At 58.6% G+C, this 21,649-nt stretch carries 25 protein-coding genes and 1 tRNA gene; 10 read left to right on the top strand and 16 right to left on the bottom strand.

The genetic code is table 11. The features are described 5' to 3' along the window. Positions 1–31: 31 nt before the first annotated feature. From ACR0J8_RS03395 to ACR0J8_RS03370, 6 genes are all read right to left on the bottom strand, one after another. Positions 32–829, bottom strand: a complete 798-nt coding sequence (locus ACR0J8_RS03395) for a DUF1217 domain-containing protein (RefSeq protein ID WP_480522696.1) — start codon at positions 827–829, stop codon at positions 32–34. Then, a complete protein-coding gene (flbT, locus tag ACR0J8_RS03390; RefSeq protein WP_480522697.1) occupies positions 829–1,227 on the bottom strand; it encodes a flagellar biosynthesis repressor FlbT in 399 nt (132 codons plus the stop codon). The genes ACR0J8_RS03395 and flbT overlap by 1 nt, the downstream gene beginning before the upstream one ends. Next, positions 1,224–1,601, bottom strand: a complete 378-nt coding sequence (gene flaF, locus ACR0J8_RS03385; protein ID WP_480522698.1) for a flagellar biosynthesis regulator FlaF — start codon at positions 1,599–1,601, stop codon at positions 1,224–1,226. Before flaF ends, flbT begins: the two co-directional genes overlap by 4 nt. Positions 1,602–1,678: 77 nt before the next feature. Next, on the bottom strand, positions 1,679–2,890 hold the full coding sequence (locus tag ACR0J8_RS03380) for a flagellin N-terminal helical domain-containing protein (RefSeq protein WP_170807256.1): 1,212 nt from the start codon (positions 2,888–2,890) through the stop codon (positions 1,679–1,681). A 210-nt stretch (positions 2,891–3,100) separates the two neighbouring features. Beyond that, positions 3,101–3,460: a flagellar biosynthesis protein FlgN gene (locus ACR0J8_RS03375; protein WP_480888879.1), complete on the bottom strand. Its 360-nt coding sequence runs from the start codon at positions 3,458–3,460 to the stop codon at positions 3,101–3,103. Further along, positions 3,438–3,725: a rod-binding protein gene (locus ACR0J8_RS03370; RefSeq protein WP_480522701.1), complete on the bottom strand. Its 288-nt coding sequence runs from the start codon at positions 3,723–3,725 to the stop codon at positions 3,438–3,440. The genes ACR0J8_RS03375 and ACR0J8_RS03370 overlap by 23 nt, the downstream gene beginning before the upstream one ends. A gap of 112 nt (positions 3,726–3,837) precedes the next feature. Between ACR0J8_RS03370 and ACR0J8_RS03365 the strand changes: the two genes are divergently transcribed. Genes ACR0J8_RS03365 through ACR0J8_RS03355 form a run of 3 tightly spaced genes read left to right on the top strand, consistent with a single transcriptional unit; the run spans position 3,838 to position 6,652 of the window. Beyond that, positions 3,838–5,061, top strand: a complete 1,224-nt coding sequence (locus ACR0J8_RS03365; RefSeq protein WP_480522702.1) for a flagellar hook-length control protein FliK — start codon at positions 3,838–3,840, stop codon at positions 5,059–5,061. Positions 5,062–5,064: 3 nt separating this feature from the next. Continuing rightward, on the top strand, positions 5,065–5,730 hold the full coding sequence (locus ACR0J8_RS03360; RefSeq protein WP_480522703.1) for a flagellar hook capping FlgD N-terminal domain-containing protein: 666 nt from the start codon (positions 5,065–5,067) through the stop codon (positions 5,728–5,730). Next, positions 5,702–6,652: a phosphotransferase family protein gene (locus ACR0J8_RS03355; protein ID WP_480522704.1), complete on the top strand. Its 951-nt coding sequence runs from the start codon at positions 5,702–5,704 to the stop codon at positions 6,650–6,652. The genes ACR0J8_RS03360 and ACR0J8_RS03355 overlap by 29 nt, the downstream gene beginning before the upstream one ends. A 7-nt stretch (positions 6,653–6,659) precedes the next feature. Here the strand turns inward: ACR0J8_RS03355 and ACR0J8_RS03350 are convergent, their stop codons facing one another. The 5 genes from ACR0J8_RS03350 to ACR0J8_RS03330 form a co-directional block, all read right to left on the bottom strand. Further along, positions 6,660–7,961, bottom strand: a complete 1,302-nt coding sequence (locus tag ACR0J8_RS03350) for an NAD(P)/FAD-dependent oxidoreductase (protein WP_480888878.1) — start codon at positions 7,959–7,961, stop codon at positions 6,660–6,662. Next, a complete protein-coding gene (locus ACR0J8_RS03345; RefSeq protein WP_170614186.1) occupies positions 7,958–8,776 on the bottom strand; it encodes an ABC transporter permease in 819 nt (272 codons plus the stop codon). The genes ACR0J8_RS03350 and ACR0J8_RS03345 overlap by 4 nt, the downstream gene beginning before the upstream one ends. Continuing rightward, positions 8,773–9,663: an ABC transporter permease subunit gene (locus ACR0J8_RS03340; protein ID WP_480522706.1), complete on the bottom strand. Its 891-nt coding sequence runs from the start codon at positions 9,661–9,663 to the stop codon at positions 8,773–8,775. Before ACR0J8_RS03340 ends, ACR0J8_RS03345 begins: the two co-directional genes overlap by 4 nt. Then, positions 9,663–10,790, bottom strand: a complete 1,128-nt coding sequence (locus ACR0J8_RS03335) for an ABC transporter ATP-binding protein (protein ID WP_480522707.1) — start codon at positions 10,788–10,790, stop codon at positions 9,663–9,665. Before ACR0J8_RS03335 ends, ACR0J8_RS03340 begins: the two co-directional genes overlap by 1 nt. Before the next feature lie 70 nt (positions 10,791–10,860). Then, positions 10,861–11,946, bottom strand: coding sequence for a polyamine ABC transporter substrate-binding protein (locus ACR0J8_RS03330; RefSeq protein WP_170679340.1), 1,086 nt, complete (start codon positions 11,944–11,946; stop codon positions 10,861–10,863). A gap of 139 nt (positions 11,947–12,085) precedes the next feature. Here ACR0J8_RS03330 and ACR0J8_RS03325 point away from each other — a divergent pair, with 139 nt between their 5' ends. The 3 genes from ACR0J8_RS03325 to ACR0J8_RS03315 all read left to right on the top strand — a co-directional run bounded on the left by ACR0J8_RS03325 (position 12,086) and on the right by ACR0J8_RS03315 (position 14,778). Further along, positions 12,086–12,769, top strand: coding sequence for a GntR family transcriptional regulator (locus ACR0J8_RS03325; RefSeq protein ID WP_170807263.1), 684 nt, complete (start codon positions 12,086–12,088; stop codon positions 12,767–12,769). Positions 12,770–12,844: 75 nt separating this feature from the next. Then, positions 12,845–14,242: an aspartate aminotransferase family protein gene (locus ACR0J8_RS03320; RefSeq protein WP_480440817.1), complete on the top strand. Its 1,398-nt coding sequence runs from the start codon at positions 12,845–12,847 to the stop codon at positions 14,240–14,242. Positions 14,243–14,424: 182 nt separating this feature from the next. Next, the gene (locus ACR0J8_RS03315; RefSeq protein ID WP_480522909.1) at positions 14,425–14,778 is read left to right on the top strand and encodes an MmcQ/YjbR family DNA-binding protein; all 354 of its coding nucleotides are present in this window, start codon (positions 14,425–14,427) and stop codon (positions 14,776–14,778) included. Between the two features lie 33 nt (positions 14,779–14,811). Here ACR0J8_RS03315 and ACR0J8_RS03310 read toward each other — a convergent pair whose 3' ends face one another. Together ACR0J8_RS03310 and ACR0J8_RS03305 are read right to left on the bottom strand one after the other, a co-directional pair. After that, a complete protein-coding gene (locus ACR0J8_RS03310; protein WP_480888877.1) occupies positions 14,812–15,240 on the bottom strand; it encodes a hypothetical protein in 429 nt (142 codons plus the stop codon). A gap of 41 nt (positions 15,241–15,281) precedes the next feature. Next, positions 15,282–15,989, bottom strand: a complete 708-nt coding sequence (locus tag ACR0J8_RS03305) for an ORF6N domain-containing protein (RefSeq protein ID WP_480522710.1) — start codon at positions 15,987–15,989, stop codon at positions 15,282–15,284. Positions 15,990–16,213: 224 nt separating this feature from the next. On the opposite strand from ACR0J8_RS03305, the gene ACR0J8_RS03300 reads away from it, so the two are divergent. Beyond that, the gene (locus tag ACR0J8_RS03300) at positions 16,214–16,504 is read left to right on the top strand and encodes a hypothetical protein (RefSeq protein WP_321249700.1); all 291 of its coding nucleotides are present in this window, start codon (positions 16,214–16,216) and stop codon (positions 16,502–16,504) included. A gap of 208 nt (positions 16,505–16,712) precedes the next feature. Here the strand turns inward: ACR0J8_RS03300 and ACR0J8_RS03295 are convergent, their stop codons facing one another. From ACR0J8_RS03295 to ACR0J8_RS03285, 3 genes are all read right to left on the bottom strand, one after another. Then, positions 16,713–17,735 (bottom strand): hypothetical protein, encoded by a 1,023-nt coding sequence (locus ACR0J8_RS03295; RefSeq protein WP_480888876.1) that lies wholly within the window; start codon positions 17,733–17,735, stop codon positions 16,713–16,715. A gap of 33 nt (positions 17,736–17,768) precedes the next feature. Beyond that, the gene (gene uvrB, locus ACR0J8_RS03290) at positions 17,769–19,955 is read right to left on the bottom strand and encodes an excinuclease ABC subunit UvrB (protein WP_480522712.1); all 2,187 of its coding nucleotides are present in this window, start codon (positions 19,953–19,955) and stop codon (positions 17,769–17,771) included. Positions 19,956–20,036: 81 nt separating this feature from the next. Continuing rightward, on the bottom strand, positions 20,037–20,516 hold the full coding sequence (locus ACR0J8_RS03285) for an SRPBCC family protein (RefSeq protein ID WP_480522713.1): 480 nt from the start codon (positions 20,514–20,516) through the stop codon (positions 20,037–20,039). Between the two features lie 176 nt (positions 20,517–20,692). Between ACR0J8_RS03285 and ACR0J8_RS03280 the strand changes: the two genes are divergently transcribed. The 3 genes from ACR0J8_RS03280 to ACR0J8_RS03270 all read left to right on the top strand — a co-directional run bounded on the left by ACR0J8_RS03280 (position 20,693) and on the right by ACR0J8_RS03270 (position 21,579). Beyond that, complete coding sequence (locus ACR0J8_RS03280; protein ID WP_170614197.1) at positions 20,693–21,004, top strand: ETC complex I subunit; 312 nt, start codon at positions 20,693–20,695, stop codon at positions 21,002–21,004. Next, a complete protein-coding gene (locus ACR0J8_RS03275) occupies positions 21,005–21,481 on the top strand; it encodes a GNAT family N-acetyltransferase (RefSeq protein WP_321249695.1) in 477 nt (158 codons plus the stop codon). It abuts the gene before it with no gap. Positions 21,482–21,502: 21 nt separating this feature from the next. After that, a tRNA-Arg gene (locus tag ACR0J8_RS03270) sits at positions 21,503–21,579 on the top strand. The last annotated feature ends 70 nt before the right edge of the window (positions 21,580–21,649 follow it).

Raw genomic sequence — 21,649 nt, 5'->3', positions numbered from 1 at the left:
GTTGGGCTATCGCGCCCTGCCCGCAATCCCGTCAGAAACCACCGCCCAACAGGACCAAAGCTGTTTGCGCCGGAGAAATTGTACTTTGTATCTGTGCGACTTGACTGCGGGCCAGATACCTGTCGGTCAAAAGGCTCACGACATCCGAATCTGAGAACTGAGACAGATTGTCGGAACCGGTCAGGCGGGACAACTTGTCTTTGAAAACCTCAAGCTGTTTGTCGATATCAAGCTGTGCGAAACTTGGTGGCAGGCCCAGCGCCGTTTCCATCATCTTGCGCAAGGGCGGCAGGCTCATCAGATCAAACCACATTGTGTCCGCGCTCCCGCCGCTTGCCGCCAGATCGGCCAGCGCGTGCTGCGCATAAAGCGAGATTCGCAACGTCTCGTCGCTTTCGCCCACCGCAATCTCGAACCGGGAAACCACGTTGTTGCGTGCTATTTCTTCCATGTTCGCGATTAGGCCGGTTTTTCTGATTTCTCCTGGCCCCAGGCCAAAGGCTTCGGAGAACGCGCGATACCTTTTGTCGGACAAGCGATTGGACAGCGCATCATCGGCCTGGGTGCCGTCTGACAGGATCTTCTGAATGAAAAACCGATTGTTCAGGTCGTTCTCCAGCCCAAACGCCCCCAGCGCAACCTGTAACAGGCGGCGGTCAGACACCAGATCTTCTGCCGCTTTCACTTTGCCGATGTTGTCCAGAAAATATCGGGCCTCTCGGTCATTGACGTTGGACGTGCCGAAGCTTTGCAACTGCGCGTCATAGGTACGCTGCAGGAAGCGCCAACCGACCAGTCCGCCCGATGGTATGACCGGCTGAAAGCTCATCACTGATACGCCATCAGCCGCGCTTCCCGCGGCAGCAGGGATCTGAGCGCTTTCAGGCATTTATAGTGCTGTCCGGCGACAAGGGCCTGCGTTGCCTCGGCCAGAACCCGTCGGCTGTCGGCGTCGGTGAACACCTGGCTCAACTCCTCGACCCGGCGCAGCAATTGTTGGCGGGCCTGATCCGGATCCATTTCTCCGGACAAAACAAGCTGAGCCGCGTAGCACACCCGTCGGACAGGTGTATTGACCTCGTCCGGATGAATGGCGTCCCGCAACCGCAATACATTTGCCTCCGGCGTCATGATCGAGAACCGGCTGCGCCGGTCTCCGTTTTCGATCACCACCCCGTTGATCAGCACCCGTTCCTTTGGGGCAAGCTTCAGAACCAGCCCGCTCATCTTGGGTCTCCGTTTTGGCGAAGACCGCGCAGGACGGCCATGTTGATCTCAAGCAGAGGGTCCACCATTGCGTCGCTGCTTAGCACTTTGCTGCTGTGCTGTTCCGTGAACTCGGCCAGATAGAATATCCGGGCACGCAGTTCGTTGGGTAATGCGTTTTCGGAATCTGAAACACCGCTGGCAAGCACCGACCACAACCGCCGGTTTTCGTGCAGCGCACGAACAAACCCGCCATAATCCGCATTTCGGCGTGCGGATGCGGCCTTCAGCCTGTGAGTGATCTTGGAAATCGCCTCGTATTCCGTGTCGCGCGGCGTCCGTGTCGGCGCAGCGGTTTGAGCATAAGCGCGTTGGGCTAGAGTGAGAGGGGTCAAATGAAATCCTTCCAGCAGGTCGTCTTCAGGCTGTCATCGCCGGGGCGGATCGCGCCCGCCCCGACAAGGTTTGGATATTACCGGAACAGCGACAGGATCGACTGCGGTGCCTGGTTGGCGATCGAAAGCGACTGGGTGGCCAACTGCTGCTGTACCTGTAGCGCCTGCAGGCGCGCCGAGGTCTCTTCCATGTCGGCGTCGACCAGCGAGCCGATCCCCGATTTGAACGAGTCCGCAAGGTTCGAAATGAACGCTTTTTGGGTTTCGATTCGACCCTGCGATGAGCCAAATGCCGCAGATGCGTCAATCGAGGTGTCGATCAGCGATTCGACCGCTGCCAGAGCCGCGGTCGCTCCTGCTCCGGTGGAGACATCGATCCCCGCCAGCGCGCCCAGGCCGCCGGATCCGGCGTTCACGTACTGGGCCGAGAACGAGATATCCTCGCCGGTGCCATTGGTCACGGACAGTGTCCCCGCCGTGCCTGAATCGTAATCGACGGTCAGGCCGGTAATGCCCAATTCCTCAATCTTTGCTTTCAGACCTACGGCGACCAGATCGCCGGTAGTGGTCGCAGCGGCATCCGCTGCCGACACCGTGTAGGATACAATCTGATCGTCAATCGCGACGACAACCTTGTCACCGGCGGCGAAGGCGCCGCTGGATTCATCCGTCACCAAGGCGGTGGCGGACGTGGCGCCATTGTCAATTGTGGCCCCCACGCGGTCGTTGCCGGTCGACGCGCCGGTCGAGCCATCGAACACCTGCGCCGCCACATAGCCGCCCGTCGAAAGGTTCTGGCCTGCAACCGTGATGGACGACGCCGTTACCGCACCGGTATTGTCGCGATCCAGAGAGGCCAGGATTGACGCCGACCCGGCAGAGCCGTCCACCAGATTCAGGCCGTTGAACTGGGCCGCGCTGACCACGGACGCGATCTGGTCCTTCAATGCGGTCACGTCGTCATTGATCTTGCTGCGATCAACGTTGTCTTCCTGCGCCGCAACGATCTTGGCCTTCATTTGGGTCAGCAGATCCGTCACCGTCTCGGACGCATTGCGCGCCACGGCGACCGTCGATTCACCCAGTGCGAGGCTGTCCTTGATGGCGTTGAACCCCTTGACGTCCGACTCCATCACCTTGGAAATTGCCCAGACGGCAGAGTTGTCCTTGGCAGTCGCAACGTCTTTGCCTGTCGAGATCGCGTTCTGGGTCTGCGCCAGGTTCTTGTTGACCGACTTCAGGGTTTGCAGCGCCACCATTGCGCCGTTGTTTGTCAGAATACTGGACATGTCATTCATCCTTCTCCGTTCGGGCATTTCGGGCCCATGCTGTCCCGCCAAATAGGACGGGCTTTGATGTCTTTCTGACGGATGCGATGCGCCGTTTGGTCGTTCGCGCCACCTGCTGTTTCCAGATGCAGGCTCACTATTGGTGCCGATCCCCTAACGGAGTGCTAAAGTGAAATGCCGCTAAAATTCCGATTTGAATCAAACCTGCGGCTATGCCCGTTTTTCCAGCTTTGCACTGCGCCGAACGGAAAAGCCGCTGCGTTGCCCGTCTGCCCCATAGGTGCTGAACTCCTGCTGAACACGGCGCAGCTCGGCGATGCGGTCAGCCACCGAGCGGATACCTTCGGCCGCGCTTTTCAGCAGATCCTGATTCCGCGAAACGTTGCCTTGAACCCGCATCAGTTCATCTCGGCGAAAAACCTGCAGGTCATTGATCGCGTTAATCAGTTTTTCCTTCTCGGGCTCCAGATAAGCCACACGATCCAGATCACCTTCGGTGAGCGCGATGCGCTCAAGCTCCAGGATGCTTTCCAGTGACTTCAGCAGGTCAGCGTTTCGTTCCGTCGGCATCGGTGTTCTCCATCATGGCTTTCAACAGGATCTCGGACAGGCCCACACCGCCCGACAGGGCCAGTTGCTTCGCCTGATGCTGGACCAGAAAGGTCGAAAACTGATCTTCCCCCGCTCCGCCACCAAAGGCCTTGCGTGTTTCGCCGAACCCGGCGGATTTCAGCATCTCGGACAGAAACGTGGCCTCGAGCTCGATCGCGGCGGCCTGCAACCTGGTCAGAGGCGAAGGCGGCTGAGGTGAGGCGGAAGGGGCGGCTATCTTCATGGCTTTCTCCGAAAATTGGATCGAACTTTCCTGATCAAAGGGGAAAGCGGTTAAAATAAGCGTAACTTCCGCAAGGCATGTTTCCGGCTACGCAAACGGAGCCCTGAGCAAAATGCCCAACCCGATTCTGATGTCCGCCTCGTCAAAACCTGTGCTCGCCAAAGCGGACGCGAACCCGCACCCGCGTGGTGACGTCAAAAAGGAGGCGACCTTCCAGGACATTCTGGCAGGGGAGATCGACACAACCGAGACCGGGGTTGATCCCGAAGCCCCTGAGGTGACGGACGCGGTGCCAGAGCTCGAAAATCAATTGCCGATGGAGCAGGCCGAACTGCCTGCGGCGCCCGAACAGTCCGCACGCCCGGTACCTTCAGATATGTTGGCGGCCGACGCTCCAGTAGTTGGTGGGCGAGCGGATGACGGGCCGGGGGCATCCGTGCCGCCGGTCGAGGAGGCATATTTCAGCGCAACTGTTGAACCTCGGGCGGAAACCGCTCAGGCTTTGAGTCACCCCGTGCAGAGGGTGGAAATGGCTGATCAGGTCGGGCGCAAACCGTCATACTCTCCCATGGCCGCAAACCCTGAAGCTGCGCCGATCCAAGCGGCTATGTCTTCCCTGATAGACAAGCACGTGGTGGTGACTGCCACTACCGGGTCTGAACCGAAACAGCAGGGGGTCAGTGCCAACCTTGCGGAGATACCTCAGGGGGATAGTTCGGTCGCTTCAGAATTCAGGCCCGCACCCGCCCGTACCACCGGTGTGGCAGCTGCACCGGGCTTTGCTCAGATGCAATTGCTCGCGTCAGCCAAATCGGATTTCAAGACCGAGCAGTCAGCGGTTCAGGAACTCGACATTTCACAATCACCGGGTGACACCCGTTCGCCTGTCGCGTCGCGCGAAGCATCACTTATGAGCAGTCCGCCGCCCACGCCCCGCGCAGATATCGCACATGCCATCGCAGGACAGATGGCTGCCGTCATCTCGTCAAGGCCCGGCACCGGAGCCGTTGAGGTCGCCCTGAACCCGGAAGAGTTGGGGCGGGTCTCGATCGTGTTGAACGGGCGCGAGGACGGATTGCACATGAGCATCGCTGCTGAGCGTCCGGAAACGCTGGACCTGATGCGCCGGCATATCTCGGTTCTGGAAAGCGAATTTCAGAAACTGGGTTTTGGGGGGCTGTCCTTCGAGTTCGGCACATCCCCCGATACAGGACACGGCGGGTCGGACGCCCATCGCCCTGCAAGCGCGGACACCGGTTTGGCCGAGGCCGACCAGATCCTTGACCCGTCCGTTCCAAAAACAGGCCCTTCAAGGGGCATCGACATAAGGCTTTGACGCATGATCACACCGGCCCAATCCGTCACGCAGTCTACGACTCAGCCGCCTACTGCGGCACAATCCCGGGCATCTGCCCTGATCTCGGATTTTGAAACCTTCCTTTTGATGCTGACAGCACAGGCCCGCAATCAGGATCCTTTGGAACCCCTGGATTCGTCCGAATACGCATCCCAGTTGGCGCAGTTTTCAATGGTCGAACAACAGGTCCAGACCAATGATTTGCTGACCAGCCTAGCCATGGCGATGACAGGAGCCAATCCCGAGCAGCTTGCCAACTGGATCGGAATGGACGTCCGGTCTGCTTCGGCGTTTCAGTTTGATGGCCAGCCTGTCACCCTGTTTGTCGAACCGGAGCCGGCTGCAGACCAAACCGTGCTGGTCATTCAGAATGCCGAAGGCGCTGTCCTGGAGCGGAAAACCCTGCCCGTCACCGAAACCGAACTGGACTGGGCCGGGGTGGATCCGTCCGGCAATCCTCTGCCGTCGGGCAGCTATTCCGCTACACTGGAAAGCTACAAAAGCGGCGAGTTGATATCGCACAAGCTGGCCTCGGCCTATACGTGCGTTGTCGAGGCTCAGGTCGCGGAAGGAACGGTTCTTTTGATTCTGGAAAGCGGTGCGGCGGTTCCCGCCGGCGATGTCACCGGTATCCGAACCGGCGCTTGATCTGCCGGGCCGTACAGGCCAAAGGTTGGCAAAGCCCGACTCGTTACTAATCCCGGTAAAGCCCCTGTCCCGTCCGCTTCTTCCTCCGACCGACCTTGTCGATCACCTCTGCCGTCAGAAGCTGATCGCGACCGATGCACAGTTTGAGACGCTTTATGGTGGTCGCACCAATCAGGTGTGGAAGGTGCTGGGCGAGGAGTACGACAGGGTGCTTAAGCTATATCGCACGGCACTACGAAACCCTCTGTTCCGCAACGACGCGGGTCTGGAAGCTGGTTGTCTGCAAGCGCTGGCGCATACCGGGTTCGTACCGCGCCTGCGTGGTTCGGGGCAGTACGGAACGGATCGATGGGTTTTTTATGACCACGCCCCCGGATCGCCCTGGCAATCCGGGCCGGAAGAGGTCGCATCGCTGCTGAACAGGCTGCATTGCCTCCCTCCGGCGGTCGAGGCCCCGGAAGGTTGCAACGGCAGCGCCGATCTGGCCCGTCATGGCCAGCAAATCCTTGAAGCCTGTACGTCCGCAGACCGGTCCCGGCTTGAGGGTTTGAGGCCGGTCGGGCAAGTCGCTGCTTTGCCCCATCGCTGCCTGATCCACGGGGACCCGGTTCCGGGCAATATCCTTGTTGCATCATCGGGCTTGACCCTGATCGACTGGCAATGCCCGGCTTTGGGGGATCCGTGCGAAGACCTTGCCCTGTTTCTTTCGCCCGCAATGCAGGTTCTGTATCGCGGAGCAGCTTTGACGCGGGATGAAGAAGACCGGTTCCTGTCAGCCTACCAAAACGCAGCGGTTACGGATCGGTACCGGAGCCTGCGCCGCTGGTACACGTGGCGCATGGCGGCCTATTGCCTGTGGCGCAAGGAAAATGGCGCACCGGATTACGCAAAAGGGTTCGAACTGGAACTGGCCGCGCTTTGATCCGTGCTCAGAGATCGTCCAGCGCGAGCAGCGCATAGGCGGGGGGCATCAGGGCACGCCGCCATGGCCCTAGTGGGAAACGACGCGGCACGCGGGTCATTGGTGGTGGAAGATCGTCAGGCTGTCCCAGGACAAGCCGGGCCAAGGCGCGGCCGCTATAGGTCCCCATGGCGACCCCGTTGCCATGGTAGGCAAAGCCGGCGAACATCCCGGTCTGCCCGGGAACAGCCCCGACAAATGGAACCAGATCGCGGGCCAGGCACACCATTCCGGACCATGTGTGGGTTACATCCACTCCGGTCCAGCCCGGGAACATGCGCCGGAAATCCTGTTCCACTTTCCGGCGAATGGCCGCCTCGGCCCGGGCCGAGGACAGCAACCCGCCGCGCATTCCGAACAAAAACCGCCGGTCGGGCATCAGCCGGAAATAGTGCAACAGGTTCCGGCTATCATATGACATCTGATCCGTGGTCCAGCCCTGCGCCTGCAATTCGGCTTCGGACATGGGCCGGGTGACCAGAACCGTCGACTGGGCGGGCATGTACCGGCCCGCCATCCAGGGCGGGATATTTTCACTGGAATAGCCGTTGGTGCAGATCAGCACATTATCCGCACGCAAGTTGCCGTTCGGTGTTTTGAGTTCGAAGCCGCTGCGGGTCTTTTCTATGCTTGAAACCGGACTGGACTGAAAGAACTGTGCACCGGACGATCCGGCGGTTGCTGCCAGACCGAACAGGTATTTCCGGGGATTCAGGGCAAAACCAACGGGAGTTGTGTAGCCGCCGTAAAACGGACCGCCGAACCCCAAGTGCAACAATTCTTCCCGCTCGTGCAAGACACCGGTCGCGTCCGCCTTTTTGCGCAGTGCATCCATCGCGCGTTTTGAATGGGCAAGCTGTGTCTCACCACCCGAATGGGTATCGGCCTCAATGCCGTGGGCCGAGAGCAGGTCGGCAACAAGCGCCACGGCGTCCTGTTCGGCCTGTTCATAACGCTCGGCTGCGGGTTCCCCAAAACGGCGGGCCAATCCCTTTCGGGTCAGTTTCGATCCCCCCAGACAGCAAAACCCGCCATTGCGCCCCGAGGCGCCCCAACCGGGCGTTGCCGCTTCGAGCACGGCGACCGAAACGCCTTTCCGGGCCAGGTGCAAGGCGGCGGAAACACCTGTGAAGCCGCCCCCGATGATGGCGACGTCAACCTGCGACCCGCCAGGAAACGTGGGCCAGTCCGGTGCTGCGATGGTTTCGTCCCACCAGCACCCCTGCCGGGGGGCGGGGCCGTAGGTATAATCAGGAAACAGGCGCTTCATTCAGTGCGCGCCGCCGCCGTCTCGTCCTGACGTTGCCGTACCATGGCCCGCTTTGTCACCAGTGACGCGGTGATCACCCCGACCGTCACCGCCGCAATCATGAGCGTGGACAGCGCATTGATCTCAGGGCTGACGCCCAGCCTGACGGCCGAGAATATCTTGATCGGCAAGGTCGTGGCCGACGGCCCCGAGGTGAAGGATGCGATCACCAGATCGTCCAGTGACAGGGTGAAAGCCAGCAGCCAGCCGGAGATCACCGCAGGCGCGATGATCGGCAACGTGACCAGCCGGAACGCCTGCGCCGGAGAGCAGCCCAGATCAAGCGCCGCTTCTTCCAGAGACTGATCGAACGTCACCAGCCGCGAGGAGACCACGACCGAAACGAAGCACATCGAAAAGGTTGTGTGGGCCAGAACGATGGTCAGGATGCCCCGGTCCAGACCGATGCCGATGAACAGCAGCAGCAGGGACAGGCCGGTAATCACTTCGGGCATGACCAGCGGCGCGTAGATCATGCCGGAAAACAGCGTACGGCCAAAGAACCGCCCGCCGCGCACCAGCACATAAGCCGCCGCCGTGCCCAGAATGGTGGCCAGCGTTGATGAGAATACCGCAACCCGGATCGTGACCCAGGCCGCGTCCAGAAACGCTTCGTTCTGGACCAGTTCCCCATACCATTTGGTCGAGAACCCGGCCCAGACCGTGACCAGTTTGCTTTCGTTGAAGCTGAAGATGATCAGAATGATCATCGGGATGTAAAGGAAAGCGAAGCCCAGTGTCAGGGAAACCGCGTTGAACCAGCTTAGCCTGTTCATTTCTCGGCCTCCGTCTGTTTCTGCTGATTGCGCTGGAACAGCACGATCGGAATGATCAGGATCAGCAGCAGAACCACCGCCACGGCGCTTGCCACAGGCCAGTCGCGGTTCGAGAAGAACTCTTCCCACAACACCTTTCCGATCATCAGTGTCCCGGAGCCGCCCAGAAGCGACGGGATCACGAATTCACCAATCACAGGGATCATCACAAGGAAGCATCCGGCGATGATGCCTGGCCGCGACAGCGGGATTGTCACCAGCCAGAACGCCTGCAGACGCGAGCACCCCAGATCTTCGGCGGCTTCGATCAGCGATCCGTCCATCCGTTCCAGCGCCGAATAGACCGGCAGGATCATGAAGGGCAGATATGTATAGACGATGCCGATATAGACCGCCGTGTTGGTGTTCAGGATGGTCAGCGGGGTCGAAATGATCCCGGTCCACAGCAGAAACTGGTTCAGATAGCCTTCGTTGCTCAGGATGCCCATCCAGGCGTAGACCCGGATCAAGAACGAGGTCCAGAACGGCAGGATCACCAGCATCATCAGCGTCGGGCGCCATTCCTCGGGCGCGCGGGCCATGCCGTAGGCAATGGGGTAGCCCACGATCAGCGTCAGAATGGTCGAGATCAGGGCGATTTTGACGCTGGACAGGTAAGCCTTCCAGTAAAGGTCATCCTCGGTCAGCCAGACGAAATTCTCCAGATCCAGTTCACTGAAGAAGGCCTTGATGCCGGCCCACCCTTCGGACAGGTCCAGCGTCGGCGTATAGGGCGGGATGGCAAGGGCCGTGTCCGACAGCGAAATCTTCAGGACAATGAAGAATGGCACCATGAACAGCGCCAGCAGCCAGACATAGGGAAGCGCGATCAGCAGGGCCCGGCGCATCAGCGATCCAGCAGAACCGCGGCGGTCGCTGTCCAGGACAGCCAGACCGGGTCTTCCCATGTGAAGGATCGGCGCGAGATGCGGCGCGTATTGGCCGTTTGCGCCTTGATGATCGTGCCGTTCGGCAGTTCCACGTGATAGGTGGACAGATTGCCCAGATAGGCAATGTCATGCACCTTGCCCTGCACCGCGTTGATCGCGTCGGCGGGGCGTTCGGCCGAAATTGTCACTTTTTCGGGGCGGATCGCCAGATGACAAGTCTGACCATTTGAAAATCCGCTTCTTGACTGTGCCGTCAGCGGTGCTTGCCCTTCGGCCCAGTCGATCTTGTACGTCTCTTCGCCATTCGCGGTCGCCCGGCCCTCGATGATGTTCACATCCCCGATGAAGTCCGCCACGTAGACCGAGTTTGGCGTCTCGTATATCCGGTCTGGGGTGGCCACCTGCTTGAGCTGCCCCTGATCCATGACGGCGACGCGGCTGGCGACGGTCATCGCTTCTTCCTGGTCGTGTGTCACGATTACGAAAGTGGTGCCCGTCTTTTCCTGAATATCCATCAGTTCGAACTGCGTGTCCTGCCGCAGTTTCTTGTCCAGCGCGCCCAGCGGCTCGTCCAGCAGCAACAGTTTGGGCGCTTTTGCCAGCGAGCGTGCAAGCGCGACCCGCTGTCGCTGACCACCCGAGATCTGATGCGGCTTGCGGCGGGCAAACTGCTCCAGCCGGGTCAGACGCAACATTTCTTCGACCCGGTCTTCTAGATCACGCATGGGCATATTGTCCCGACGCAGGCCAAAGGCGATGTTGTCCCAGATGCTCAGGTGAGGAAACAGGGCATAGGACTGGAACATCATGTTCACCGCCCTTTTGTTGGGCGGGATCGGATCGATGTCCTGACCGCCAAGCATGATGTGCCCTTCGGTCGGGGTTTCGAACCCCGCCAGCATCCGCATCATGGTGGTCTTGCCACATCCGGACGGCCCGAGCAGAGCAAAGAACTCCTTCTCGAAGATATCCAGAGACAGATTGTCGATGGCGGTAAAGGCCCCAAAACGTTTGGTTACGTTCTGAAACTGGATCAGCGGTTTCGCCTGTGGGTCATCCCATGGCGCAAAGACGTCAGAAGTCACTGTGGCCCCCGTGTTGCCGGACTGGAAACAGGCGCAGGGCAGCCAAGGCCGCCCTGCGCCGATAAATCGGTCAGGTGCCCGATTTGATCTTGGTCCAAAGACGGGTCACAACCCGCTGGGTCTTCGACGGATAGGGTGTCGTGATGTACAGGTTCTGCATGGTCGCCTCATCCGGATAGATCGCCGGATCACCGATCACGTCTTCCTCGAGGAACTCCTGCGACGCCTTGTTGCCGTTGGCGTAGTAGACATAGTTCGAGGCGGCGGCCATGTTGTTGGCATCCAGAATGAAGTTCAGGAACTTGTGCGCGCCTTCCGGGTTCGGAGCATCCGCAGGAACCGCCATCTGGTCGAACCACATCAGCGAACCTTCGGCAAACGGGTGGTATTCGATTTCCACACCGTTTTCGGCCTCGGCCGCGCGATCCCGCGCCTGCAGGATGTCGCCGGACCATCCAACGGCCACACAGATGTCACCGTTTGCCAGCGCGTTGATGTACTCAGAGCTGTGGAATTTCTGAATATACGGACGTACACCCATCAGAACTTCCTCGGTCTTGCCGATTACATCCTTGTCGTGGCTGTCCGGGTCCTCACCGATATACTGCAGCGCCATCGGGATGATTTCGGCAGGTGCATCCAGGAAGTGCACACCGCATGAGGCCAGCTTCTCCATGTTCTCCGGCTTGAGAACCAGATCCATACTGTTCAGGGCAACATCCTCGCCCAGCACTTCTTTGACCTTGCCGACATTCACGCCGATACCTGTGGTGCCCCACATATAGTTGATCGAATAGGCATTGTCCGGGTCATACCCTGCGGTACGGTTCTGAATGACATCCCAAAGGTTGCCCGCGTTGGACAGCTTTGAAGTATCCAGCTTCTGGAACGCACCGGCCTGGATCTGACGCTGAAGGAATGTGCCGGATGGCACCACCACGTCATAGCCCGAGCCGCCCGCCAGCATTTTGGTTTCCAGAACCTCGTTGCTGTCGAAGACGTCGTAGATCAGGGTCAGGCCCGTTTCTTCCTCGAACTTATTCAGCAGTTCTTCGTCGATATAGTCTGACCAGTTGTAGACACGCACCTCTTCGGCAAATGCTGCCGAAGTCCCCAGTGCGACCACCGCTGTCAGTGTCAGCGTTTTGATGTTCATTTTCTTCTCCCTGCTTATTCACGCGTATTTTCACTTTTTTTGAGATTTGATCAAGTTTTGTATTTTCTTGCAAGACAGACTAAGGTTCACCCCGAACCAAAAGCTGCTGGTTCAGGTCCAGACAAACAGGGTGAAGCAATTGGATTTGATCAAAAATAAACCATCTGGAACTTCGGCGGACAATGAAAAAAGCCCGGCACATGCGCAGGTCTATCACAGGCTGAAGTCGCAGATCCTGTTCGGTGAGCTGGTCCCCGGTCAACCCGTGACGATCCAGGGTCTGACCGAATCTCTCGGTGTCGGCATGACCCCGGTGCGCGAGGCAATCCGCCGGCTGATCTCAGACGGCGCGCTGGTGTTTCAGGGCAACCGCCGTGTCAGTGTGCCTCTCTTGTCGAACGAGGATGTCGAGCAGGTGATATTTGCCAGAATATCAATAGAATCAGAGCTTTCCCGCCGTGCTGCCGCGCGTATAGAACCTGTGGAGATTGATCGACTGGAGGAGATCGACCAGCGACTGGACCGCACCATCGCGGATGGTGACGTAAGTGGTTACCTGCGTCTGAACCATGAATTTCACGAGACGCTTTATTCCCATGCAGACGCCCCGATTCTCAGCGATCTGGCCGAGCGTCTGTGGTTGCGATTCGGTCCGTCCCTGCGGGTTGTCTGCGGTCGGTTCGGCACACAGAGCCTGCCCGACCGGCACAAAGACATTATTGGCGCGCTTCGCCGTGGGGATGCGGAAAGTGCCGGAAAGGCGGCCGCGCAGGACATCGAGCAAGGCATGGCACTGATGGCTGACACGCTGACTGACGCATAATGTGAAGTGATTCGATTGACAGCGTAGAATTTGATCATATTGTGTGAAGCAACCATCGTTGCAGGGGATTCTCGGATGTCCATCATAACCAATCACATGCCCACCGCCGAACTTCAGGCCCTGGATGCGGCCCATCACATACACCCGTTTTCCGCAAACGGCTCACTCGGAAAGGAAGGGGCCCGCGTCATCACCCGCGCCAGCGGCGTTTACCTGACCGACAGCGAAGGCGAAGAAATTCTGGACGCCATGGCCGGACTGTGGTGCGTCAATATCGGCTATGGCCGTGATGAACTGGCCGACGTGGCCGCGCGTCAGATGCGTGAACTGCCTTATTACAACACCTTCTTCAAAACGACCCACGTGCCCGCCATTGCACTGGCCGCCAAGATCGCCGAACTGGCCCCGGGCGACCTGAACCACGTCTTCTTCGCCGCCGGCGGGTCCGAGGCCAACGACACCAATATCCGCCTCGTGCGGACCTATTGGGCCGAAAAAGGCCAGCCCGACAAGAACATCATCATCAGCCGCCATAACGCCTATCACGGCTCGTCCGTGGGTTCGGCTTCGCTGGGCGGTATGGCAGGCATGCATGCGCAGGGCGGCATCCCGATCCCGAACATCCACCACATTAACCAGCCCAACTGGTGGGCCGAAGGCGGCGACATGTCGCCGGAGGAGTTCGGCCTGGCCCGTGCGCGCGAGCTGGAAGAAGCCATTCAGGAACTGGGCGAAGACCGGGTCGCGGCATTTATTGCCGAACCGGTTCAGGGTGCAGGCGGCGTTATCGTCGCGCCCGACACATACTGGCCCGAGATCCAGAGGATCTGCGACAAATACGATATCCTGCTCATCGCCGATGAGGTGATCTGTGGTTTTGGCAGAACCGGAAACTGGTTCGGATCGCAAACCGTTGGCATCAAACCGCATATCATGACCATCGCAAAGGGCCTCAGCTCGGGTTATGCGCCCATCGGCGGCTCGATTGTGAACGATGAGATTGCCGAAGTTATTGGCGGCACCGAATTCAACCACGGCTACACCTATTCTGGTCATCCGGTCGCCGCGGCCGTGGCGCTGGAAAACCTGCGTATTCTCGAAGAGGAAAAGATCGTTGAGCATGTCCGCGATGTGGCCGCGCCTTATCTGAAAGAGAAGTGGGAGGCTCTGGCCGATCACCCATTGGTGGGTGAGGCGAAGATCGTCGGCATGATGGCATCAATCGCGCTGACCCCGGACAAGGCCAGCCGTGCCAAGTTCGCGTCCGAACCCGGCACGATCGGCTATATCTGCCGCGACCGCTGCTTTGCCAACAATTTGATAATGCGCCACGTGGGTGACCGCATGATCATTTCGCCGCCGCTGATCCTGACCCCGGCGGACATCGATGAGATGTTCGTGCGCATCTACAAGTCACTGGATGAGGCGCAGGCCGAGATCATCAAGCAGGGGCTGATGAAGGCGGCATCCTGACGCGATTGCGCCGCGCCGCGTGATTGGGCCCCGAAATCCTGACAGGATTTCGGGGTCGTTTTCTTTCAGGAAAGCTGAGAATTTCGGGCAAGCGTGAAACCAGAGCGGCCGGTCACGGCTATTTCAAAATTAACACGCGCCGCATATTGCCACGTCTCACCCGGACCGGCACTGTCATCGGGATGACCCGCGATGAATTCAACACCTTCTGCGCCTCGCTCGCAGCCACCAGCCATGTAGTGCAGTGGGGCAATGCGGATGTGTGGAAAGTGGGCGGCAAGGTGTTCGCGCTCTGCGGCTGGAACGAAGGGCGCGATGCGTTCACCTTCAAGGCTACCGATCTGGCTTTCGAGGTGCTGGGCGACGAACCCGGCATCCGCCCCGCGCCCTATCTGGCGTCGCGCGGGATGAAATGGCTGCAGGTCTATGAGCCGCGCGGTATGAGCGATGCGACCCTGCGCGAGCATATCATCACCTCTTACGAAATGGTCGTGGCCAAGCTGACCAAGAAGGTAAGGGCGGAGTTGGGGCTGTAGGGGCGGCGATGACTCATCCCGCCCGCCGACCGATCAGGACAGCTGGGCCCCAGCGCAGTCTCGAAAGATACGAACTTGCGGTGCCGCGCCGTCCAATGGAAACTCGGTCAGCTTGTCCTGCGTAAAGGCATAGGCGGTCTGATTGTATTCCAACCCATCCAGAACATTGCCAAACCCGGTATCCGTGACGGTCAGAGATTCGGCGTTTTCGGACAGTACATGGCGCGGCGTCGCGATTTCGATCGGGTTCGGGCCGTCAAAGCGCATGGCGAACCACGGCGCCTGCGTCCAACCCTCGGTCTTGCGGGTGATGGTCAGCGTATAAAGCGGTTGCGCCGGGTCATAGGTCAGAAAGATTTCGGCCGTGCTCGTGTCATGCGACAAGGTGCAAATCGACCCGACCGTGGCCTCCCATGCGGAGGCTGGCGTGGCCAGGATAAGAGGTAAAATAACTAAGCGCATCCTTTGGTAACTAGCCGTTGACGGCGTTGAGGCAAGTGCGGCTATCCCTTCATCGCGTTCAGCAGGTCCAGCAACCGTTTCCGATCATCGTCATCCGCGTAGTCGCCGGTGGCCAGGCGTTCCGCGATGCTCAGGCGCAAACGTTCCCGCTGGGTGCGTACCTCTTCGCCAGCGGTTTCGGCCAGCGTCTTCATGATCACCGCCACTGCCTGTTGCCGCTTGGTGGTAGGGTTGGCGATATAATCGACTAGGCTCTGCTGCCCGGAATCGAGGATGTTTTCGGCAAGAGCCCTCAACTGATCGCCATTCGGCAGCAGCGGGGCGGGGGTGCCCTCGGGCGGCAGGATTTCCGGCACGCTGCGCGGGGTCTCGGCCAGAGCATTTGCGCCGTCGACAAAAGCCTCAGTAATCATCCGGGTGATCCTGATCGCGCGTGGGTCCTTGAACAGGGCCGAGGCGATGGCCACGCCGTAATCGGTATAGACCCACGGATTGACCCGCCGCCCGCCGCGGCCCACTGGTTTTGAGATCACATTCTGTGATTGCAAATCGGCGACCTCGGCATAGGTCAGTTGAAAGCGGTAGCCTTCGAACAGATCCTTGTTGCGCGACACGGCCTGATTGAAGGCGCTGACGGATTTTCCGTAGAACTGCGCCAGATCCTCGGCCAGCACCACACGGGCACCGCGTACCCGATGAATGGCGCTTTGGACTTCATGCGTTGAGGGCAGAGTGTTTGGGCTCGTCATGGCAACCGTTTGGAATCACAATTAGTGATTTCAAACGTGAAGCAGTGGGCGCTGGGCTGCAACCTTGAAGTGTCAGCTGCCCGGATACGGTCAGGCGTATAGTTGAAAACGCCCACAAATCCCTCGTATCAATGCGAGATTTCGCGCTGTCGTGCTAGGGTGCGCCCGGCGAGGCCGCTCCGGCGCCGCCACATGGCAATTTCGCCAGACGAGGGAGGAAAGTGATGTTTGCGCGAATTACTCAATACAAAATGAAGCCCGGCACGCGGGAGGCGGCGACGGCGAAGATGAACGCATTGAAGTCCGAGATTATGGGTATGCCCGGCATACACAGCTTTACCAACGTGATGAACGAGGACGGTTCGGGCTATGTGATCTCGGTCGTCGAGAGCGAGGCGACCTCGAACGCAAACGCGCCCAAAGTGGCCGAACTGTGGGGCCATTTCGCCGAATTCATGGAAGGCCCGCCCTCACCGGTGGGATACGATGTGATTGCGCATTGGGACAAGGGGTAAAGGTTTGGGCGGGGTTACCCGCCCTTCTATTTTGTCGGAGAGAACGGCGCTTTGGACCTCATGCGTGCCGGGCAGGGTGTTGGAGTTCGTCACGGCAGCCGTTTGGACTCACAATTTGTGATTTCAAACGTGGAGGAGGGAGCGCTGGGCTGCAAGTTTGCAGTGTGGGGTGATGCGAAAGAGATGAGCTAGAACAGCCATTCCACGATCACTCTGAAATAGTAGTCTGGACAAATTCTGACAAAGAATACAGAGCCTCCACCAACTCTAGCTGAAAATTATCTTTTTCGTCTTCTTTGATTAGGGCTGCGCATTTGTGATGCTTCCCGTGAGCTATTAGCCCTCTCAACTCCCAACATTTCTTAATCGTGTAGTGCGTTTTGGGATCGCTAACTAAGAGAGACTTGCCGGTGATATCCTTGAGGACTTCGCTGAAATACCTATGAATTTTCTTGGTGTCATTGCTTGCGGATTTTTGATCCTTTGCTTGGCAGCGATGAGCAGCGTAAAGGGTGTCCCAGAGGTGATACTTTAAGACTTCGACCGCGATGGCCGCTCTCAAAACAAAATCACTAAAGTCACCCATGTACATGGTAAAATGAGCATCTTGAACAAAGTCAAAAGGTACAGGCGCAGACGAGGCTTCGGCATTTTTCCAAGCATCCTCCCATTGCCCAAAACTTGCACGGTATATCCCACTGAAACCGAATTTTACCTCGATACTTCTAACCGGTGACTCAGCGTTTCTTTCGACATCAAGTCCAAAGCGGACCGTGTCTGGTAACTCCAAAACGTTCCCGATGCGGTTTAACCAAACCTGGCGAGTTGCGCGCCGAAAATTGCGCACGAAACCAGCAATTACGTTGCTCTCATCTGTTTGTGACCGAGTTTCAAAAACTACCGTGTTGGCTGGGAATATACTCGCAGTTCCGTCAAAGATTTCCGTTCCAAAAAATGTAGCTGTTGGCTGTTCACCTTCCGCGTCCAAATTTGGAAGCAATCTTAGCCCACTAAGGTCTGTCGAGTTCCCCTTGGAGTTGCTGATACTGAAAATTTTTAGCAGATCGATTGTAGGGTTTGTGGACCTATTTACCGGGCCGCTGATTATTGGTTGAAAAACTCGAACTAACTGTTTTCCATTAATTTCTAGTGTGGGCCAGTTCGCCGCATCCGCTTCTAGAATAATCGGTGTCGTTAAGTTCTTTATTGTGACGTGAGAGTGGTGGTTCATGAACGTATTCTCAAAACAAAATGCCGATGTGTGCTAACGTTTCCGCCGCTTCACATTTCCGCCCCGCTGCCCCGGCCTGCCAGCCGTTGACCGTCCGCGTGATTTCACCGCGTCTTCCGAGGCTTTCTCGACCGCCCATTGGCGGGCCATGGGGTCGTCGGCGATGGCCAGATCGACCGCTTCCAGACGTTTGATCTCATCGCGGATATTGGCGGCCTCTTCGAATTCCAGATTCTCAGCGGCTTTGCGCATCTGGTCACGCAGACCGTCCAGATGGGCCTCGAGGTTCGCGCCGTGCATCGGTTTGTCGATGGTGGCGGTGACGCGGTTCATGTCGACGTCGCCTTCGTAGAGACCGGCCAGAACGTCCTCGACATTCTTTTTCACCGTCTCGGGGGTGATGCCGTGTTCCTGATTATAGGCAAGCTGCTTGGCACGGCGGCGGTTGGTCTCGCCCAGCGCGCGTTCCATTGAACCAGTGATCTTGTCGGCATACATGATCACGCGGCCATCGGCGTTCCGCGCGGCGCGGCCGATGGTCTGGATCAGCGAGGTTTCCGAGCGCAGGAACCCCTCTTTGTCTGCATCCAGAATGGCGACCAGCCCGCATTCGGGGATGTCGAGCCCTTCGCGCAGCAGGTTGATGCCGACCAGTACGTCAAACGCCCCCAGCCGCAGGTCGCGAAGGATTTCGATGCGTTCCAGCGTGTCGATGTCCGAGTGCATGTAGCGGACCTTGATGCCCTGTTCGTGCAGGTATTCGGTCAGGTCCTCGGCCATGCGCTTGGTCAGCGTGGTGACCAGCGTGCGGTAGCCATTGGCGGCGACCTTGCGTACCTCGTCCAGTAGATCGTCTACCTGCATCGAGACGGGGCGGATTTCGACCTCCGGGTCCAAGAGGCCCGTGGGGCGGATCACTTGTTCGGTGAAGACGCCGCCGGTCTGTTCTATCTCCCATTTCGCCGGAGTGGCCGAGACGAAGACGGACTGCGGGCGCATGGCGTCCCATTCCTCAAACTTGAGGGGGCGGTTGTCCATGCACGACGGCAGGCGGAAGCCGTGCTCGGCCAGCGTGAATTTGCGCCGATAGTCGCCCCGGTACATGCCGCCGATCTGCGGCACGCTGACGTGGCTTTCATCGGCGAAGACGATGGCATTGTCAGGGATGAATTCGAACAGGGTCGGGGGAGGCTCGCCCGGTGCGCGACCCGTCAAGTAACGTGAGTAGTTCTCGATCCCGTTGCAGACGCCCGTGGCCTCGAGCATCTCAAGGTCAAAGTTGGTGCGCTGTTCCAGACGTTGGGCTTCCAGCAGTTTGCCTTCGCCGACCAGTTGGTCCAGCCGGATGCGGAGTTCTTTCTTAATCCCAACAATCGCCTGCTGCATCGTCGGTTTCGGCGTCACGTAGTGAGAGTTCGCATAGACGCGCACCTGTTCCATCGTCGCGGCGCGCTCGCCGGTCAAAGGATCGAATTCGGTGATCTGTTCCAGTTCCTCACCGAAGAACGAGAGCTTCCACGCGCGATCCTCAAGGTGGGCAGGCCAGATTTCCAGACTGTCACCGCGCACCCGGAACGACCCGCGCTGAAACGCCTGATCGTTGCGCCGGTATTGCTGGGCCACCAGATCGGCCATTACCTGCCGTTGGTCGTATTCGTTGCCGACCTTCAGGTCCTGCGTCATCGCCCCGTATGTCTCAACGGACCCGATACCGTAGATGCAGGAGACCGAGGCTACAATGATCACGTCATCGCGCTCCAACAGCGCCCGCGTGGCCGAGTGGCGCATCCGGTCGATCTGTTCGTTGATCTGCGATTCTTTTTCAATGTACGTGTCCGACCGCGGCACATAGGCCTCGGGCTGGTAATAGTCGTAGTAGGACACGAAATACTCGACCGAGTTTTCGGGAAAGAACCCTTTGAACTCTCCATAAAGCTGCGCCGCCAGCGTCTTGTTCGGCGCAAGAATGATGGCAGGTCGCTGGGTTTCCTCGATGACCTTGGCCATGGTGAAGGTCTTGCCCGTCCCGGTCGCGCCCAACAACACCTGATCGCGTTCGCCGTCCAGAACACCCCCGGCCAGTTCCTTGATGGCCGTGGGTTGGTCACCCGCCGGCGCAAATTCGGTGTGCATGACAAACTGCTTGCCGCCCTCGAGTTTCAGGCGCGCGCGCACGTCCTCTGCGGTCAGTTGGGTCTTGTCGGAATGGGCATAGGGCATAGGCAGGCTCCGGGTCAGACCCCTACATTTGTTCTTATTTTGTCCAACTGCAAGGGCTGATCCGGATTGGAATGCGCAGTTCTAATAATAGGCAAACTGCAGGTAAGGAATGTGGTCCGACTGCACTTTCTCAGCGAGCGCTTTCAGGTTGCGGTCCAAAACCCGCCCGATCATCGGCTTCAGTAGCATCTGCCCCAACAGCCAACCCAGAGGCCCATATTTCATTTGAAAATCCATGCTCCAGACCACCCTTGAGCGGTTGTTCGCAAGTGGTTCGACAGCAATCGCTGCGTGCGCTTCGGTCAAAGGCATGGCAGACATGTCCGACAGTTGAACACGATAGCCCCGGTTGATTTGCCAGTCCGTGACTTCTTCTACCAATGAGGTGCCGTTTTCAAAGTGGCAGCGCCGTTTTGATCCCACGCCATTCTGGCCTCGTGTCAAGGCATCCACGGATTTTACCTGAGGAGCGAATTCGTCGATATTCGTGAACCGGCTCAGTACAGACCAGATGGCCTCGGGCCGGGCATCGATTTCCAGGGTTCTTTCGTGATGGATCATCTGTCTATCCTCGTCATGGGGTTCAACAATATTTAGATGACCATGATGACAGTTTCTGGCATCAGCAGAGCGGTGCGATGCCGAAAGCCTGCGGGCGCGCCGCGACAATTGCGGACTTGTCCCCGTACGCGCTCTGACGCATAACATCCAAAGCCAAATGAGTACGGAGAGGCGACATGCGCGCACGGATTTACCAGCCTGCAAGGAATGCAATGACCTCGGGGATGGCCAAGACCCGCAAGTGGGTTCTGGAATATGCCCCTGCATCCGCGCGTGAGGTTGATCCGTTGATGGGCTGGACCTCATCCAGTGACACACAGACCCAAGTGCGTCTCAAGTTCGACACCAAGGAAGAAGCGCTGGACTATGCCAAGAGCAATGGGATTGATGCGGTTGTCAGCGAACCGCACAAGCGCAAACCGAACCTGCGCGCCCGTGGCTATGGCGAGAATTTCGCCACCGACCGGCGCGGTCCCTGGACTCATTGAATGATCGAAATCCGCGAGGCCGACCCAACCTCGGACGCATTGCGCCCGGTGGTCGAGGCGCATTTTGCCCATAGCGAAACGGCAGGGCCTGCAGAAAGCAACCACACCATGGACGCCGAGTCGCTGGCAGGGCCGGGCATTCGGTTCTGGGCGATGTATGAGGCCGGCAAGCCGGTCGGGTGCGGTGCGCTTAAGACCCTGCCGGACGGCACGGCCGAGGTGAAATCCGTGCATATCATCTCAGAAGTGCGCGGGCGCGGGCTGGCACGCACCATGATGAACCACCTGGCAAATCTGGCGCAGAGCGAAGGGGTTTCCGCCCTGGTTCTGGAAACCGGTGCCGACCACCTGCCCGAATATGACGCGGCCCGTAAGCTGTATGAGGCGCTGGGATATGCCTATTGCGGGCCAATCTACGGTTACGAAGACGACCTCAACAGCGCCTTCATGCGCTTGGCCCTTGAACCCCGCCCGTAAAAACCGCAAGAAGGGCGCAGCGGTCCCTTAGCTCAACTGGATAGAGCAGCTGACTTCTAATCAGCAGGTTGAGGGTTCGAGTCCTTCAGGGATCGCCAATAATTTCAAATGTTTATGCATTAACCTCGTGCGTATCTTGCTTGATAGGTAAGCGTAGGGTAAGCGTAG

Source organism: Ruegeria sp. N11 (genome assembly GCF_056531525.1).
The sequence above is the reverse complement of the archived record's forward strand: the minus strand, read 5'-3'. Positions and strand labels throughout refer to the sequence as shown.